General features: G+C 63.5%; 10 protein-coding genes. 7 read left to right on the top strand and 3 right to left on the bottom strand.

The window, feature by feature from the left end; all coding sequences use genetic code 11:
* Positions 1-20: 20 nt before the first annotated feature.
* Together ACXZ1M_RS08695 and ACXZ1M_RS08690 are read left to right on the top strand one after the other, a co-directional pair.
* Positions 21-1,112: a histone methylation protein DOT1-like protein gene (locus ACXZ1M_RS08695; protein WP_459052775.1), complete on the top strand. Its 1,092-nt coding sequence runs from the start codon at positions 21-23 to the stop codon at positions 1,110-1,112.
* Positions 1,109-1,795, top strand: a complete 687-nt coding sequence (locus ACXZ1M_RS08690; protein WP_459052774.1) for a lysoplasmalogenase — start codon at positions 1,109-1,111, stop codon at positions 1,793-1,795. The genes ACXZ1M_RS08695 and ACXZ1M_RS08690 overlap by 4 nt, the downstream gene beginning before the upstream one ends.
* Here ACXZ1M_RS08690 and ACXZ1M_RS08685 read toward each other — a convergent pair.
* A complete protein-coding gene (locus tag ACXZ1M_RS08685; protein WP_459052773.1) occupies positions 1,745-2,635 on the bottom strand; it encodes a LysR family transcriptional regulator ArgP in 891 nt (296 codons plus the stop codon). The genes ACXZ1M_RS08690 and ACXZ1M_RS08685 overlap by 51 nt on opposite strands.
* Before the next feature lie 87 nt (positions 2,636-2,722).
* Here ACXZ1M_RS08685 and ACXZ1M_RS08680 point away from each other — a divergent pair, with 87 nt between their 5' ends.
* Both ACXZ1M_RS08680 and ACXZ1M_RS08675 read left to right on the top strand, forming a co-directional pair.
* A complete protein-coding gene (locus ACXZ1M_RS08680) occupies positions 2,723-3,328 on the top strand; it encodes a LysE/ArgO family amino acid transporter (RefSeq protein WP_459052772.1) in 606 nt (201 codons plus the stop codon).
* Between the two features lie 602 nt (positions 3,329-3,930).
* A complete protein-coding gene (locus tag ACXZ1M_RS08675) occupies positions 3,931-5,775 on the top strand; it encodes a putative bifunctional diguanylate cyclase/phosphodiesterase (protein ID WP_459052771.1) in 1,845 nt (614 codons plus the stop codon).
* Here ACXZ1M_RS08675 and ACXZ1M_RS08670 read toward each other — a convergent pair.
* Positions 5,768-6,097, bottom strand: a complete 330-nt coding sequence (locus ACXZ1M_RS08670) for a hypothetical protein (protein ID WP_459052770.1) — start codon at positions 6,095-6,097, stop codon at positions 5,768-5,770. The genes ACXZ1M_RS08675 and ACXZ1M_RS08670 overlap by 8 nt on opposite strands.
* A 139-nt stretch (positions 6,098-6,236) precedes the next feature.
* Here ACXZ1M_RS08670 and ACXZ1M_RS08665 point away from each other — a divergent pair, with 139 nt between their 5' ends.
* Positions 6,237-8,468: a TonB-dependent receptor gene (locus ACXZ1M_RS08665; protein ID WP_459052769.1), complete on the top strand. Its 2,232-nt coding sequence runs from the start codon at positions 6,237-6,239 to the stop codon at positions 8,466-8,468.
* Between the two features lie 114 nt (positions 8,469-8,582).
* Positions 8,583-10,277, top strand: a complete 1,695-nt coding sequence (locus tag ACXZ1M_RS08660; RefSeq protein WP_459052768.1) for a methyl-accepting chemotaxis protein — start codon at positions 8,583-8,585, stop codon at positions 10,275-10,277.
* Between the two features lie 18 nt (positions 10,278-10,295).
* On the opposite strand, the gene ACXZ1M_RS08655 is transcribed toward ACXZ1M_RS08660, so the two are convergent.
* The gene (locus tag ACXZ1M_RS08655; protein WP_459052767.1) at positions 10,296-13,391 is read right to left on the bottom strand and encodes a ligand-binding sensor domain-containing diguanylate cyclase; all 3,096 of its coding nucleotides are present in this window, start codon (positions 13,389-13,391) and stop codon (positions 10,296-10,298) included.
* Positions 13,392-13,538: 147 nt separating this feature from the next.
* Here ACXZ1M_RS08655 and ACXZ1M_RS08650 point away from each other — a divergent pair, with 147 nt between their 5' ends.
* Positions 13,539-15,026 (top strand): DEAD/DEAH box helicase, encoded by a 1,488-nt coding sequence (locus tag ACXZ1M_RS08650; protein WP_459052766.1) that lies wholly within the window; start codon positions 13,539-13,541, stop codon positions 15,024-15,026.
* The last annotated feature ends 137 nt before the right edge of the window (positions 15,027-15,163 follow it).

Below are 15,163 nucleotides of genomic sequence, written 5' to 3'. Positions count from 1 at the left end.
GGTTCTATTATCCTCGTGCAATGGATAGCACGACCCTGCAGCCCGCCTTTCGAACCGAGGACCGCTCCACCGCGCCGGTGCAGCGCTTCCGGCAAATCGCCGATATTTTCGAGGCCCTGTTCCAAAGCGTGCAGGGCGGCGAAACCCACGCCCGCCCGACTCTGGAGCTGACGCCGGATTCGCCGATGCTGCCGTTCCTGGAAGTCGGCTACGCGCTGCGCGCCTGCCTGGAACGTTCCGAACGCCACGACTATTTGCTGCAACGGCTGCGTCCGCACCTGAGCGTGATGATCGGCACGCTGCCGGCCAGCATCATGCCGCTGGGGATGCTGCCCAAGCTGTCGCCGTTGCCGGGCTTCCGCCCGCTGGAAGCGCTGGGCGACAACGAGGTGCGCGACTGGCTGATCCAGGAAGGTGGCCTGATCTACGGCGAAATGCAGCGCTTCGAGCTGGAAAACTACTTCGATGCCATCAAGCACCTGGTGCCGCCCGGCGGCGTCATGGTCGACCTGGGCAGCGGCCTCGGCAAGGTAGTGATGAGCGCGGCGCTGAGCTTGCCGTTCGCCCGCTGCATCGGCGTGGAATTGCTGAACTACCGCCACCGCCTGGCGCAGGAGCGCCTGGTGCGCCTGCTGACGCTGGCGCGGCAGGGGCTGGAGTCGCTGCCGGAATCCATCACGCTGGAAACACCGCTGCAATTGCCGTCGGGCGCGGTGGCAAGCGGCCGCCATCTGTTGGATCTCGGTTCGCGCATCCTGTTCCTGGAAAACGATATGTTCAAGGTCGATGTGCGCGGCGCCAGCCTGGTTTTCCTGTACAGCACCTGTTTCGGCCCGCTGATGGATGCCATCAGCAACAAGCTCGCGCGCGAGCTGCCGGAGGGCGCGCTGGTGACCACCACCACGTATCCGATCAAGCATCCGGCGTTCCGGCTGCTGCAAACGCATGCGCCGGGCACCTTGTCGTGGACCAGCGTGATGATTTACCAGCGTGTCGGCCCGCCCATGGCGGAGCCGGCGTGCGAGGCGCGATACCTGCATCAGCCCGATGCGGACGCGTGGGAGGCGCGCGCCAGGGAAGAACTGGCGGCGGTAATCGGAGCAAGTACATGAGTCTGTTCATACTGGTGTCGGCGCTGCTGGCCATCCTGGGCTCCACCCTGGGCGGCGATGCGATCTGGCTGCATTACGTCTTCAAGCCCTTGACCACCATGCTGGTGTGGTGGCTGGTCTGGCGCGCCACGGCGGGCGGGCAACCGCTTTACCGCAAGGCGATCCTGGCAGCCTTGCTGCTGTCCCTGTGCGGCGATGTGTTCCTGATGCTGCCCATACGCTTCGGTTTCGAGCTGGGGCTGGCCAGTTTCCTGGTGGCGCATCTGTTCTTTTTGCGGGCGTTCACGCGCGATGCGCCCCTGTTCGGCCGGCGTTTGCCGCTGATCCTGTTGTTGGCGCTGAGCGCGGCGAACCTGCTGGTACTGTGGCCCGGCGTTGGCGCGGGCTTGCAACTGCCGGTGCTGGCCTACATGCTGTGCCTGGTCGCCATGACTGCGCAGGCGGTGTCGCGCGCGTTCACCCTCGGCACGGCGGGCGGCAAGCTGGCCGCCTGTGGCGGCATCGCCTTCCTGATTTCAGACACCACGCTGGCGTACAACAAATTTCATGCGCCGGTGCCGGCCTCGGCGCTGCTGGTGCTGGGGACGTATTATGCGGCGCTGTACCTGATCGCTCTGTCGGTCAAGTCGAAATCAGCCGGTTATCAGCCACTTGCGCGCAGTAGCGATCAAGTTATCGGATAAAGCGCGCGTGAACGGGGTCTGGATGTCCCACATGTGCCACCTCAGCGGCACGTCCAGCCAGACGCCGGGTGCCAGGTCAATCAGCCTGCCTTCCTTTAACTGCCGCTCGCATTGCGGAATCGGCAGCATGCCGTAACCCAATCCCGCCTCGATAAACCGCACGTAGCCGTCCGAACTGGACAGGGCGTGGTGCGGATAGCGGCCCGTGTAGCCCGTGTGTTGCGCGATAAAGCGGGTTTGCAGCATGTCCTTGCGGTCGAAATTCATGGCCGGGGCCTGCTGGACGGCCTTCGCCGTCACGCCGCCGGGGAACCAGCGGGCGGCAAAATCCGGGCTGGCCACGCATAAATAGCGCATCACGCCCAACGGCGTCACGGTGGTGCCGGCCACCTGCGCGGTTTCGCTGGTCACGCAGCCGAAAACGCGGCCTTCGCGCAGCATGCTCAGGGTGTGGTCCTGGTCGTCCAGGCGGATCTGCAGCATGCAATCGCCGTTGCGCATCAGCGGCGTGACCGCTTCCTGCAGCCAGGTCGCGGCGCTGTCGGCGTTGACGGCGATGGCGATTTCGGGCCGGGCGCCGCTGTCGCCGGGACGCTTGTCCAGCGCCGATTCCAGCAGCCGGACCTGGCGGTAGTGGGCGATTAAACGCTGGCCGGCTTCGGTCGGCGCCGGTGGTTGGCTGCGGATGATCAGCAACTCGCCGGCGCTGTTTTCCAGCATGCGGATGCGTTGCGACACCGCCGATTGGGTGATCGCCAGCGCGGCGGCGGCCTTGTCAAAGCTACCATAATCGATCACGGCGTCCAGCGCCGCCAGTCCCCGATAGTCTATCCGGCTCATTAGCGATCCTAATACTTGGCAAATAATATTAATTATACTTATCTTTGCGCGGGCCGTAATCTGGCGTTTTTTTGCACGGAGTAGGGCATGGAACTCACCGCTTTTTTCAAAGGGATCGGCCTCGGTGGCGGTTTGATCGTCGCTATTGGTTCACAGAATGCTTATTTATTACGGCAGGCATTGAAGCGTGAATTTGTGCTGACCTGTATTGCGATCTGCATTATCTGCGACATGGTATTAATTGCCGCCGGCGTGGCGGGCATGGGAAAATTAATTACGGAAGCGCCAGTATTATTGTTCTGGATAAAAATCGCAGGCGCCGGGTTTTTATTCTGGTATGGTTTGCGCGCGGCGCGATCTGCGTTGAATCCATCCGCCATGGTGGCCGAGCAGAATAACGCTGCGCCGAATCGCGGTGCGGTTATTTCGGCGATGCTGGCTTTCAGCCTGTTAAATCCACATGTGTATCTGGATACTGTCGTGTTACTGGGTTCCATTGGCGGTCAGCAAGAAGGAAATGGACGGGTATATTTTGCCGTCGGCGCAATGTTGGCATCGGCGATATGGTTTTCCAGCCTGGGACTCGGCGCGCGCTATTTGACGCCGGTATTTTCCCGGCCCGGCGCCTGGCGGATTTTGGACGGGATTATCGCGGTAGTGATGTGGCTGCTGGCGATATCGCTGTTTCTTTAGCCATCAAGCTGGAAACTGGCAAGTACGTGCCAATTTTTAGCATGAAAAGACCGTGATTTTCCGCCTCTACGCCCTTGTTCATCATACAATGTCGCTAGTGACTTCGACACAGCGCCACGCCGCGCTGAAAGCCAATGAGCGCAGACCTGGGCTATCTCATCGCAATGGTGGTGGAGTTTTCCGCCGATGCCATTCTGAGTGCAATACTGATTTTCCTGTGGCTGATGCAGCGCAAGGAAAAGCACGCGCTATTCTGGGGCGTGGGGCAACTGGCCATTATGAGCGGCAGCATCATCTGGGTCGCCGGCGATCATTTATTTGGGTTTCAATCGCGCGTTTACTTGTGCGGTTTGTTTTTAACCATCGGCGCTGCCGGTTATTGGGCGGGCACGCAATTCTTTATCGGTAAATTGCGCTCTCTACATATGCGCTGGATGGCGCCTGGTATTTTATTGGGCAGCGCTCTATTTTATTCCTTGTGTAATTGGAATAATAACTGGGTGGTGCCGGTCAGTGCCTCGACAATAGGCCTGATGATGGTATGGGCCGGCGCCCAATTGGTATTTATTCGAAACCGCTATCGGCTCCTTGGCTGGACGCTAATGGCGCGCGGTGGTTTTAATCTGCTGGTGGTCAGCTTCGGAAATCCGGACGTTTATATCGCTTGGTTCCTCGGCAACAGTGTGCTGAAAATACTGTCCATGCTGGGCCTGGTGTACGCGGTGCAGGACGAAATCCAGCAACGCTATGCCCGCACCATCGACAGCCTCAGCCACGGTTTCCTGATCCGCGACCGGCGCGGTTACGTGCACGTCGCGAACGAGCGTTGTGCAAAATTGCTCGGATTCAACACTGCGCAAGAGTTATTAGGATTGCATGTTTGCGACCTGCTGCCGAATCTCACGCGCGACATGGCCGACCATTATTTCCGCCGCTTTGAAAACAACGACGTGCAGTTTCCGGTGTCCGATACCGGTGTGATTAAATTGCGAAACGGCAATAACTTGCCGGTCGAGATGTTGGGTTCGCCATACATCGAACGCGGCCGCCTGTACTGCCTGGTCCAGCTGCTCGATATCAGCGAACGCAAAAAGAAAGACGATTTGCTGTACCAGGCCGCCCGTATCGATCCAGTTACCGGCTTCTTCAACCGCCACGCGCTGGTGACCATGCTGGAGCAGGCGCTGGCCAAGGCGGCCGCCGACGGACGCGCCTGCGCCGTGCTGTTTATCGACCTGGACAAGTTCAAGCGCGTCAACGAGTCGTTCGGCCACGCCGCCGGCGACGAGCTGCTGCGCACCGCCGCCAACCGCCTGCACAGCCTGCTGCGGCCGACCGACCTGCTGGCGCGCTTCGGTGGCGACGAATTCATCGCCATCCTCCCCGATATTTCGCTCAACAGCGCCGAACAGATGGCAAACGACTGCGCCACCGAGATCATCGCGGCCATGGCCAAGGGCTTCGAACTGTCTTATCACGCCATCAGCGTCACGGCCAGCATCGGCATCGCCTGTTATCCACATCAGGGAAGCGATAGCGATGCGCTACTACGCAATGCCGACGTCGCCATGTACGAAGCCAAAAAGGCCGGCCGGGGCGAGCAGCGCGTGTTCAACGACGCCATGAACGTGGCCGCCAAGGACGGCCTGCTGATCGACGGCGCGCTGCGCGGCGCACTGGAGGCCAACGAGCTCTACCTGGTCTACCAGGCCATCACCAATGCCCACACCGGCAAGCTGACCAAGGTCGAGGCGCTGCTGCGCTGGAACAGTTCGCTGCTGGGGCCGGTATCGCCGGACCGCTTCATCCCGGTGGCCGAGGACAGCGGCATGATCATCGCGCTCGGCACCTGGGTGCTGGATCAGGCGTGCCGCCAGATGGGCTTGTGGAAGAAAAGCGTGTTGGATGACATCACCATCAGCATCAACGTCTCCGCCTGGCAGCTGGCCGATCCGGATTTCGTGACGCTGGTGTCGCAGGCGCTGATCCGCAACGGTCTGTCGCCGCACCAATTGGAGCTGGAGCTGACCGAGCGCGTGCTGATCGACGACGCCGGCAATGTGCAAGCGGTGCTGGCCCAGCTGCGCGCTCTTGGCGTCGGCATTTCGCTGGACGACTTCGGCACCGGCTACTCCTCGCTCAGCTACCTGACCCAATTCCAGCTCAACACCCTGAAGATCGACCGCGCCTTCGTGATGGACATCGAGCATAGCGAGCGCAGCAACAATCTGGTGCACGCCATCATCGCCATGGGCCACAGCCTGGGGTTGCAGCTGGTGGCCGAGGGCGTGGAGACGGCGGGGCAGGCGGCCATCCTGGAAAAGATGGGCTGCCACTATCTGCAGGGCTACCACATCGCACGCCCGATCGCGCCGGACGAGCTGTTGCGCTTTGCCGGCGAGCGCGTCGTCACGGCGCCCGCGCCCTACACCGACTTCGCTATTTAGCCGCCTCGGCGGCGGTCGGCACTTTCTGTGCCGCCTCGTCCTCGGTCAGTATCCAGATGCGGTCGATATTGCCCATCGTATCCAGCGTGTAGTTCACCACCAGATCCTTGCCGCGCAGGGCGGCCGGCATTTCGATCCGGTTGTCCTGGTTGAAAATGCGCGCGGCCGGCGACAACTGGCGGGCCTTGCCGTCCAGCGTGATGTCGGGGAAATAGCCGGGCGTGAATTTGCCGCGCAGGATGTTGGCGGGGAAGGGCCGATCGATGGCCCAGGCGGGAGCCAGAGCCAGAGCCAACAACAATAGCGCACTCAATCGCCGCATGCGGACCTCCTCCGGTTGGGAAGGCTCCAGCTTATCACGCACTGTCATGAAGATGTCACGGCGGCGTCATCGCATCGTCACATGCTGTTTCTACAATCTTGCAAGTTGATTTTCCAATAACCTGGCAAGAAAGAAAAACATGATGCTACCGCGCTTCCCTCTTAAACCATTGTGCCTGCTGGTCCTGCAGGCGTTGGCATGCCACGCTTACGCCGAAGATGACAGCGCCGCCATCGGTGCCATGGCCGGCCCGGTGCAAACGGTGGAAATCACCGGCCGCGGCCAGTCGCGCCAGGTGCAGAACATCAGCAAGGCCGACCTGGCCGAAGCGCTGCCGGGCACCAGCCCGCTGAAAGTGCTGGAGAAACTGCCAGGCGTGAACTTCCAGTCGGCCGACCCGTTCGGCGCCTACGAATGGTCGACCCGCTTTAGCATTCGCGGCTTCAACCAGAACCAGCTGGGCTTCACGCTGGACGGCATCCCGCTCGGCGACATGACCTACGGTAACAACAACGGCCTGCACATCAGCCGCGCCATCTCCTCGGAAAACATCGGCAGCGTCTCGGTGTCGCAAGGCGCCGGCGCGCTGGGCACGGCTTCCTCCAGCAACCTGGGCGGCACGGTGCAGTTCTTCACCCTGGCCCCAAGCGACGAACGCGGCCTGACCTTCGCCCAGACCCTGGGCAGCGATTCCACCTCGCGCACCTTCGCCCGCGTCGATACCGGCCTGTTGAATGGCGTGTTCAAGGCTTACCTGAGCGGCACCCGCCAGCGCACCGAAAAAACCAAGGGTCAAGGCGACCAGGACCAGGATCAGCTGAACTCGCGCTTCGTGCTCAACTTCGGCGAAAGCAACAGCCTGACCGGCTTCCTCAACTACTCGGACCGCCGTGAAGTCGACTACCAGGACGTGTCGCTGGAAATGGTCAAGCGCCTCGGCTACAACTGGGACAACTACGAGTCCGACTGGCAGCGCGCGGTCAACGCCGCCAAGGGCGTGTTCACGGGCGGCGTCAACAGCCTGGACGACGCCTACTATTCGGCCGGCGGCCTGCGCAAGGACACCATCGGCGGCCTGACGCTGGACCTGCAACTGCTGTCCAACCTGAACCTGAAAACCACCATCTACCACCACGACAACGAAGGCCAGGGCCACTGGTACACGCCTTACGTGGCGACCAACGCCAGCAACCCGATCTCGCTGCGCACCACCGAGTACACGATCGGCCGCGACGGCGTCACCAGCGACCTGAGCTGGGAACTCGGCGACCACACCATCAACGCCGGCCTGTGGGGCGAGCGCAACGAGCACACGGCTAGCCGCAACTACTACGCCGTGACCGGCCCGTCGGACACCATGTACTTCCTGAGCAATCCGTTCGCCACCGAGTGGAAGCAGAAGTTCGTCACCACCACCTCGCAGTACTACCTGCAGGACACGCTGGCCCTGATGGAAGGCAAGCTCAAGCTTAACGCCGGCTTCAAGGCGCTGGACGTCGAGATCGATGCCACCAACCTGGTCGGCACCCGCGCCGCCGGCAGCATTGGCGCCGAGAAGAAGTTCCTGCCACAGGCCGGCTTCAACTACGCCATCACCGGCAACGATGAAGTGTTCGCTTCGGCCGCGAAAAACATGCGCGCCCACCAGCCGGGCGTGACCGGTCCATTCTCGCAGACGCAGGTCGCCTACAACGCCGGCATCGCCAGCCTGAAGCCGGAAACCTCGACCAATATCGACCTCGGCTACCGCTTCAAGCGCGACAGCCTGCAAGGCTCCCTGGCCGTGTACAGCGCGCGCTTCGACGAGCGCCAGCTGAGCGTGGCCACCTGCGCCGGCATCCTCGGTTGCCCGTCGACCTTGGTCAACGTCGGCAAGGTCGACACCAAGGGCGTGGAAGCGATCGCCGTGTGGAAATTCAACCGCCAAATCAGCTGGTTCAACTCCTACACCTTCAACGATTCCAAGTACAAGTCCAACTACATGGACGGCTCCACCCTGGTGGCGGTCAGCGGCAAGACCGTGGTCGATGCGCCGCGTCAGTTGTTCAACACTGAAGTGTCGTACGACGGCGGCGCCTGGTTCGCGCGCGCCGGCGGCAAGTTCACCGGCAAGCGCTACTACACCTACCTGAACGACGGCGGCGTGCCGTCGTACTGGCTGGCCAGCCTGTCGGGCGGCTACAAGATGAAGAACCTTGGCTTCGTGAAAGACCTGTCGTTGCAAGTGAACGTCACCAACCTGTTCGACAAGCAGTACATCAGCTCGATCGGCACCAACGGCTTCCAGGCCAGCGACCGCACCGGCACCGCGCAGACGCTGCTGACCGGCGCGCCGCGCCAGGTGTTCATCACGCTGAACGGCAAGCTGTAAATCTCTCCAGCGCCACGCTGTTGCTAGCGCAACACAGCAACCGTATGGCGCTGGCAAGCTGCTCCTGATAGTTGCATACTGGGCGACCAGCCCCCAGCTATCAGGAGATGAGCCATGAAATGGTTTTACGATCTGAAAATAGCCACCAAACTGATTGTTTCATTCGGTGCCGTGTTGTTGTTGACCTTGTTGTTGGGCGTCAGCAATATGCTGTCGATGGACCGCGTCAATCAAGCCTCGACCGATCTGGCGGAAAACTGGATGCCCAGCGTGCGCGCGGTGATGGAACTGCGCTCCGACGTCGGCGAGCTGCGGCGCTGGGAACTGGCCCATTTGCTCAACGAGGATCCGGCCACCCTGGCCACCTACGAGAAAAACATGGATGCGTCGGTGCTCGCGCTCAAGCAGCATCGCGACGCGTACGAAAAGCTGATCTCCAGTCCGGAAGAGAAAGCCATCGCCGCCGAGTTCGACAAGAACCTGGCGGTCTTCATGATCGATCACGCCAAGATGATGGATCTGTCGCGCGCCGGCAAGAAAGCCGAGGGCCGCGATGTCGCCGCCACCACCTCGGCCAAGACGCTGGGACTGATCACCGACAGCGTCAACAAGTTGGTCAAGATCAACGTCGATGGCGGCGAGGCCGCCAGCGATACCGCCAGCGCCGTCTACAGCAACGCGCGCATGTTATCGATTGCTTTGCTGGTGGCGAATATCGGCATCGGCATGGTGCTGGCCGTATGGGTGGCGCGCATTGTTTCGGCGCCGCTGCAGGAGGCGGTATCGCTGGCGCGCGACGTCGCCGGCGGCGACCTGACGCGCTCGATCGATGTCAAAAGCGCGTGCGAAACCGGACAGCTGATGCAAGCGCTCAAGGACATGACCGGCAACCTGCAGACGCTGGTGAGCCAAGTGCGTCATGGCACGGACACCATCGCCACCGCCTCGTCGGAGATCGCCAGCGGCAACCAGGACCTGTCCTCGCGCACCGAGCAGCAGGCCAGCTCGCTCGAGGAAACCGCCTCGTCGATGGAGGAGCTGACCAGCACCGTCAAACAGAACGCGGACAACGCGCGCCAGGCCAACCAGCTGGCGCAATCGGCCTCGGGCATCGCGCTCAAGGGCGGCGATGTGGTGGGGCAGGTGGTGGGCACCATGGCGTCGATCAATGAATCGTCGCGCAAGATCGTCGACATTATTTCGGTGATCGACGGCATCGCGTTCCAGACCAATATTCTGGCGTTGAACGCGGCGGTGGAAGCGGCGCGCGCCGGCGAACAGGGGCGCGGCTTCGCAGTGGTGGCCAGCGAAGTGCGCAACCTGGCGCATCGCTCGGCGGCGGCGGCCAAGGACATCAAGATGCTGATCAGCGATTCGGTGGAGAAGGTGGAGGCCGGCTCGGCGCTGGTCAACCAGGCCGGCGATACCATGAGCGAGATCGTCACCAGCATCACGCGGGTGACCGACATCATGAGCGAGATCACCTCGGCCAGCGTGGAGCAAAGCGCCGGCATCGAGCAGGTGAACACGGCCATCGTGCAGATGGACCAGGTGACGCAGCAGAATGCGGCGCTGGTGGAGGAGGCCGCTGCTGCGGCGGAGTCGATGCAGGAGCAGGCGGCGCGTCTCAGCGAAGTGGTCAGCGTGTTCAAGCTGCTGGCGAGCGCGCAGGCGCCGGTGCGGGCGGCGGCGCCACGCCGGGCGGCGCCATTGCCGGCCGTGGCCCGCGCGCCAGCCGCTACACCACGTGTCGCGCTGAAGAAGCCGGTGAAGGAAACCGTGGGCGGCGACGAGTGGGAGGCGTTCTAACAGCGGTGTCCGGCGCGCTTACATCGGCGGCATGGCCAGCAGCGCCATGTTGCGGCCTTTTTCTTTGGCGCGGTAGAGCGTGCGGTCGGCCAGTTCCACCAGGTCTTGCGGCGAGCTGTCTTCCGTCGGCACCAGCACCGCGACACCGATGCTGATGGTGAGGATGCCGAATGGCGATTGCTCGTGCGGCAGCGCGCGCTTCGCCAGTTCGGCGCAGATTTCTTCCGCCACGCCGAACGCGTCGGCCGCATCCGTGGCCGCCGCCAGCAACGCGAACTCCTCGCCGCCGTAGCGCGCCACCAGGTCGCTGGTGCGGCGGCCGTGCGTGGTGATCAGGTCGGCCACCGTGCGCAAGGTACTGTCGCCGGCCAGGTGGCCGTAGTGGTCGTTGTATTTCTTGAAGTAGTCGACGTCCAGCATCAGCAGCGCCAGGGTCTGGCCGGTGCGCGCCGCGCGCCGCCATTCCGCTTCCAGCGCCAGGTCGAAACCGCGCCGGTTGCTCACGCCCGTCAGGCCGTCCGTGGTGCTCAGCGCCGCCAGCTTGCGGTTCGATTCCTCCAGCTCCGCCGTGCGCGACGCCACCGTCTGCTCCAGCTCGGCCTGGTGGCGCGTCAGGCGGTTGATGCGGGTTTTGTAGGAGAACGCCAGCGTGCCCACCACCAGTGCCCCCATCCCCGCGCGGAACCACCAGTGCTGCCAGAACGGCGGCGTGATGGTGATGTGCAGCGTGGCCGGCTGCTCGTTCCAGACGCCCATGTGGTTGGCCGCCTTCACGCGGAACACGTATTGCCCCGGGTTCAGGTTGGTGTAGCTGGCCGTGCGGTGCGCGGCGTCGGTTTCCACCCAGTCGCGGTCGAAGCCCTGCAGCTGGTAGGCGTAGCGGTTGCCGCCGGGCTCGGTGTAGTGCAGCGCCGCGAATTCCAGCGCGAACACCGAGGCCTGCGACGACAGCGTCAGCGCGGTCGGCGCCGTCACCGGCCCTTCGGCCTTGACGTTGGCCGCCGGCTGGCCGTTCTGCAGCGAGTGGTTGAACACCGTGATGTCGGTGATGGCCACCTGCGGCGGCACCGAGCTGGTCTTCACCTTGGCCGGCACCACGGCCGTCATGCCGTGCACGCCGCCGAAGTACAGCGTGCCGTCCGCGCCCAGCGTCGACGAGTTGACCGTGAAGCCTTCGGTCAGGCCGTCGGAGGAGGTGAACAGCGTGATCTGGTCGGTCTCGGGGTCGAGCCGGTACAGGCCGGCGATGGTGCTGCACCAGATCTTGCCGTCGCTGTCGTGTTGGATCGATTGGATCTTGGCCGCGCGCATGCCGGCCGCGTAGGATTTGAAGGTGATCGCGCCGTCCGCCTGGATCTGCGCCAGGTTCAGGCCCTTGCTGGTGCCGACCCAGATGCGGCCCTGCGCGTCCTCGTGCAGGCTGGCGACGTTGTCGTCGCTGATGTTGCCGACCTGTTTGCTGGAGTAGCGGAAGTGGCGGAATTTGCCGGTGGCCGTGTCCAGCAGGTCGAGCCCGCCGCCATTCCATTCCGAGCCGGCCCACACCCGGCCCTGGCGGTCTTCCAGCACGGCCGAGGTGCCGTTGACGCTGCGCGTGGCCGGGTCCTGCGGATCGTTGTAGTAGATCTTGCGGGCGTCGGTCTTGATGTCGTAGCGGATCAGGCTGTTGCCGGTGGCCAGCCACAGCACGCCGCCGGCGCCCGGCGCGATGGCGTTGATGTAGTCGCTGGCGGTGTTGCCGAAGTGGATGGTCTGGAACGGGCCGTCCTGCGCGTCCAGGCGGTTCAGGCCGTTGGAGGTGCCCAGCCACAGGGGACCCTTGCCGTCCTCGTCCTGGTACATGCTGTAGATGATCGAGTGCGACAGCTTGCCCGGCACCTTGTCGTCGGCGCGGTAGCTGCGCAGCACGGTGTTGGTGGCCGGATCGTACAAGCTCATGCCCACATTGCCGCCCAGCCAGATCTTGCCGCCGGGCGCGCGCGCCAGGCTGAGCAGGGCGTTGCTGGCCGGCGCCGAACGGCTGTCGATGCGGAACGGCACGTGGCGCGTGAAGCCCTCGCTGCTCAGGTTGGCCAGCGCGATGCCGTCGGTGAAGGAGGCGATCCACAGCATGCCGCCGCGGTCCTGCATCACGGCGCGCAGGTTGTCGCCGGGCAGGCTGTAGGGATCGTCGGCCGCGTGCACGAACTGGTCGAACTCGCCGTTGGACTCGTTCCAGCGCAGCAGGCCGGCCGACAGCGTGGCGCCCCACAGCACGCCCTTGTTGTCGATGCCGAAATTGGTGATGCGGCTGTACGGCGAGGGGATGGCCTTGCGCGTGCTCCAGTCGCTCTTGCCGTCCCAGCGGATCACGCCCGACTCGGTGCCGATCCACAGCGCGCCGTTGCGGTCGAACTGCAGCGCGCGCACGATATTGATGCGGGCGTCCGGCTTCGGTGACGGATCGACCTGGTGGTGCTTGAACACCTTGGCGCCGGGCGCCAGGTAGTCCATGCCGCCGGGCCAGGTGCCGATCCACAGGCCGCCCTTGGCGTCCAGCGCCAGCGCGTTCAGGTCGTTGCTGCCCAGGCTGTCGGGATTGTTGTCGTCGTGGGCGTAGATGGCGTCGAACTTGCCGCTGTCCGGATCGAAGTGCTGCAGGCCGCCCCAGCTGCCGATCCACAGGCCGTCCTTGCCGTCGCTGATGATGTTCTTGACGATGCGGTGGTTCTTCGGCGCCTGCTCGGTGGTGAAGGTGGTGAAGTTGTTGGTCTCGGGATTGAAGCGCGCCAGTCCGTTTTGCGTGGCGGCCCAGATGCGGCCCTTGCCGTCCTCGAAGATGGCGGAGACGCGGTCGTGCGGCAGGCTGGCAGGGTCGGCCGGGTTGTTGATGTATTTGACGGCCTGGTAGCCGTTGTAGCGGTACAGGCCGTTGGTATGGGTGCCGACCCAGATGAAGCCCTTGCGGTCCTGCATCAGCGACAGCATGGACGGCTCGTCGCCGCCCAGCGGGCCGAGTTTCTTGAAGCGCAGCGACGGCGCCGGCGCGGCGCTGGCCAGGCTTACCGCCAGGAATAGGCCAAACAACAGGCAAAGCAATACTATGCGGCGCAACGCCGAGAGGGGGACGTGCATGTGGTCCTGGGAATTAAACTGGTTTCTGATCAGACCGGCCATTATACATGCCATTGATGCAATAATTTCAGCAGAAAACTGCTGGTTTTTAGCGCAGTTGCCAGAAAGTAGGGTATAGTTTACGGCGCTTCACCATCCGTCCACATTATGTCCGATACCGAGATCACCACCCCGTCCATTCCCGAGCAGGCCGCCGTTGCCACGCCAGCCACCGTCCGCTTCGCCGATTTCGGCCTGTCGCCGGATATCCTGCGCGCGTTGAACGACCAAGGCTACGAGCACCCGACGCCGATTCAGGCCCAGGCCATCCCTGTGCTGCTGCAAGGCCGCGACGTCATGGGCGCGGCCCAGACCGGTACCGGCAAGACCGCCGGCTTCTCGCTGCCGATCATCCAGATGCTGCTGGCCCATGCCAGCACCAGCACCTCGCCGGCGCGTCACCCGGTGCGCGCGCTGATCCTGACGCCGACCCGCGAACTGGCGGTGCAGGTGGCCGAGAACGTCAAGGCCTACGCCCAGCACACGCCGCTGCGCTCGACCGTGGTGTTCGGCGGCATGGACATGAAGCCGCAGACCGTGACCCTGAAGGCCGGTGTGGAAATCGTCATCGCCACCCCGGGCCGCCTGCTGGACCACGTGGAGCAAAAGAATATCAGCCTGGGCCAGGTGCAGATGCTGGTGATGGACGAAGCCGACCGCATGCTGGACATGGGCTTCCTGCCGGACCTGCAGCGCATCATCAACCTGCTGCCGAAGAAGCGCCAGAACCTGATGTTCTCGGCCACCTTCTCGCCGGAAATCAAGAAGCTGGCCAACACCTTCCTGACCGACCCGATCACCATCGAAGTGGCGCGCAGCAACCAGACCGCCGACAAGGTCACCCAGGTGGTGTACAAGATCGCCGACAACCAGAAGCACGCGCTGACCGCGCACATCCTGCGCCAGCGCGAGCTCAAGCAGGTGATCATCTTCTCCAACACCAAGATCGGCGCCTCGCGCCTGGCGCGCGAACTCGAGCGCGAAGGCATGAAGGCGGTCGCCATCCACGGCGACAAGACCCAGCAGGAACGCATGGCCGCGCTGGACGCGTTCAAGAAAAACGAGATCGACATCCTGGTGGCGACCGACGTCGCCGCCCGTGGCCTCGACATCTCGGACCTGCCGTGCGTGATCAACTACGACCTGCCGTACAACGCTGAAGACTATGTGCACCGCATCGGCCGCACCGGCCGCGCCGGCGCCTCCGGCGACGCCATCTCGATCTACTCGGACAAGGACGAGCGCCTGCTGGCCGACATCGAAAAACTGATCAAGCAGACCATCAAGCGCGCCGAACCGGAAGGCTTCAACCCGGCGCCGAGCTTTGCCGACGAGCGCGGCGAGCGCCGTCCGCGCCGCACCGAAGACCTCGGCCGCGCGCCGGCCGCGCGTCCGTCCGAACGCGGCGAGCGTCCACCGCGCAGCCTCGGCGGCGGTGGCCCGCCACGCCGCGAAAAGGTCGATCCATGGTTCCTCAAGCCTTACGAGCCGGCCAAAGCGGCCCCGGTCGTCAGCGCCGGCACCGGCGGCGGCAGCGGTATCACCAAGGCCAAGCCCAAGCTGGCCTTCCTGCTGGGCGGAGCGCCGAAGCAGTAAAGCAGCCTACCAAAACGAAAGCAGCCGCCAGGCTGCTTTTTTTCCGGCCATCCTGTAGGCATTCAGCAACGGGCAGCAGGCCGGCCACAGAAAAAAACCTTCGGAAGTGTACGGTTTTTCATTACACTTGCGGTTTG

Source organism: Duganella paludis (assembly GCF_054461335.1).
Note: the sequence above shows the minus strand (reverse complement) of the source record. Positions and strands in the feature narration are given on the sequence as shown.

Excerpts from the sequence above, each read along its gene's own strand:
- ACXZ1M_RS08695 (WP_459052775.1), top strand. The coding sequence starts at position 21 with ATGGATAGCACGACCCTGCAGCCCGCCTTTCGAACCGAGGACCGCTCC.
- ACXZ1M_RS08690 (WP_459052774.1), top strand. The coding sequence starts at position 1,109 with ATGAGTCTGTTCATACTGGTGTCGGCGCTGCTGGCCATCCTGGGCTCC.
- ACXZ1M_RS08685 (WP_459052773.1), bottom strand. The coding sequence starts at position 2,635 with ATGAGCCGGATAGACTATCGGGGACTGGCGGCGCTGGACGCCGTGATC.
- ACXZ1M_RS08680 (WP_459052772.1), top strand. The coding sequence starts at position 2,723 with ATGGAACTCACCGCTTTTTTCAAAGGGATCGGCCTCGGTGGCGGTTTG.
- ACXZ1M_RS08675 (WP_459052771.1), top strand. The coding sequence starts at position 3,931 with ATGGCGCGCGGTGGTTTTAATCTGCTGGTGGTCAGCTTCGGAAATCCG.
- ACXZ1M_RS08670 (WP_459052770.1), bottom strand. The coding sequence starts at position 6,097 with ATGCGGCGATTGAGTGCGCTATTGTTGTTGGCTCTGGCTCTGGCTCCC.
- ACXZ1M_RS08665 (WP_459052769.1), top strand. The coding sequence starts at position 6,237 with ATGATGCTACCGCGCTTCCCTCTTAAACCATTGTGCCTGCTGGTCCTG.
- ACXZ1M_RS08660 (WP_459052768.1), top strand. The coding sequence starts at position 8,583 with ATGAAATGGTTTTACGATCTGAAAATAGCCACCAAACTGATTGTTTCA.
- ACXZ1M_RS08655 (WP_459052767.1), bottom strand. The coding sequence starts at position 13,391 with ATGCACGTCCCCCTCTCGGCGTTGCGCCGCATAGTATTGCTTTGCCTG.
- ACXZ1M_RS08650 (WP_459052766.1), top strand. The coding sequence starts at position 13,539 with ATGTCCGATACCGAGATCACCACCCCGTCCATTCCCGAGCAGGCCGCC.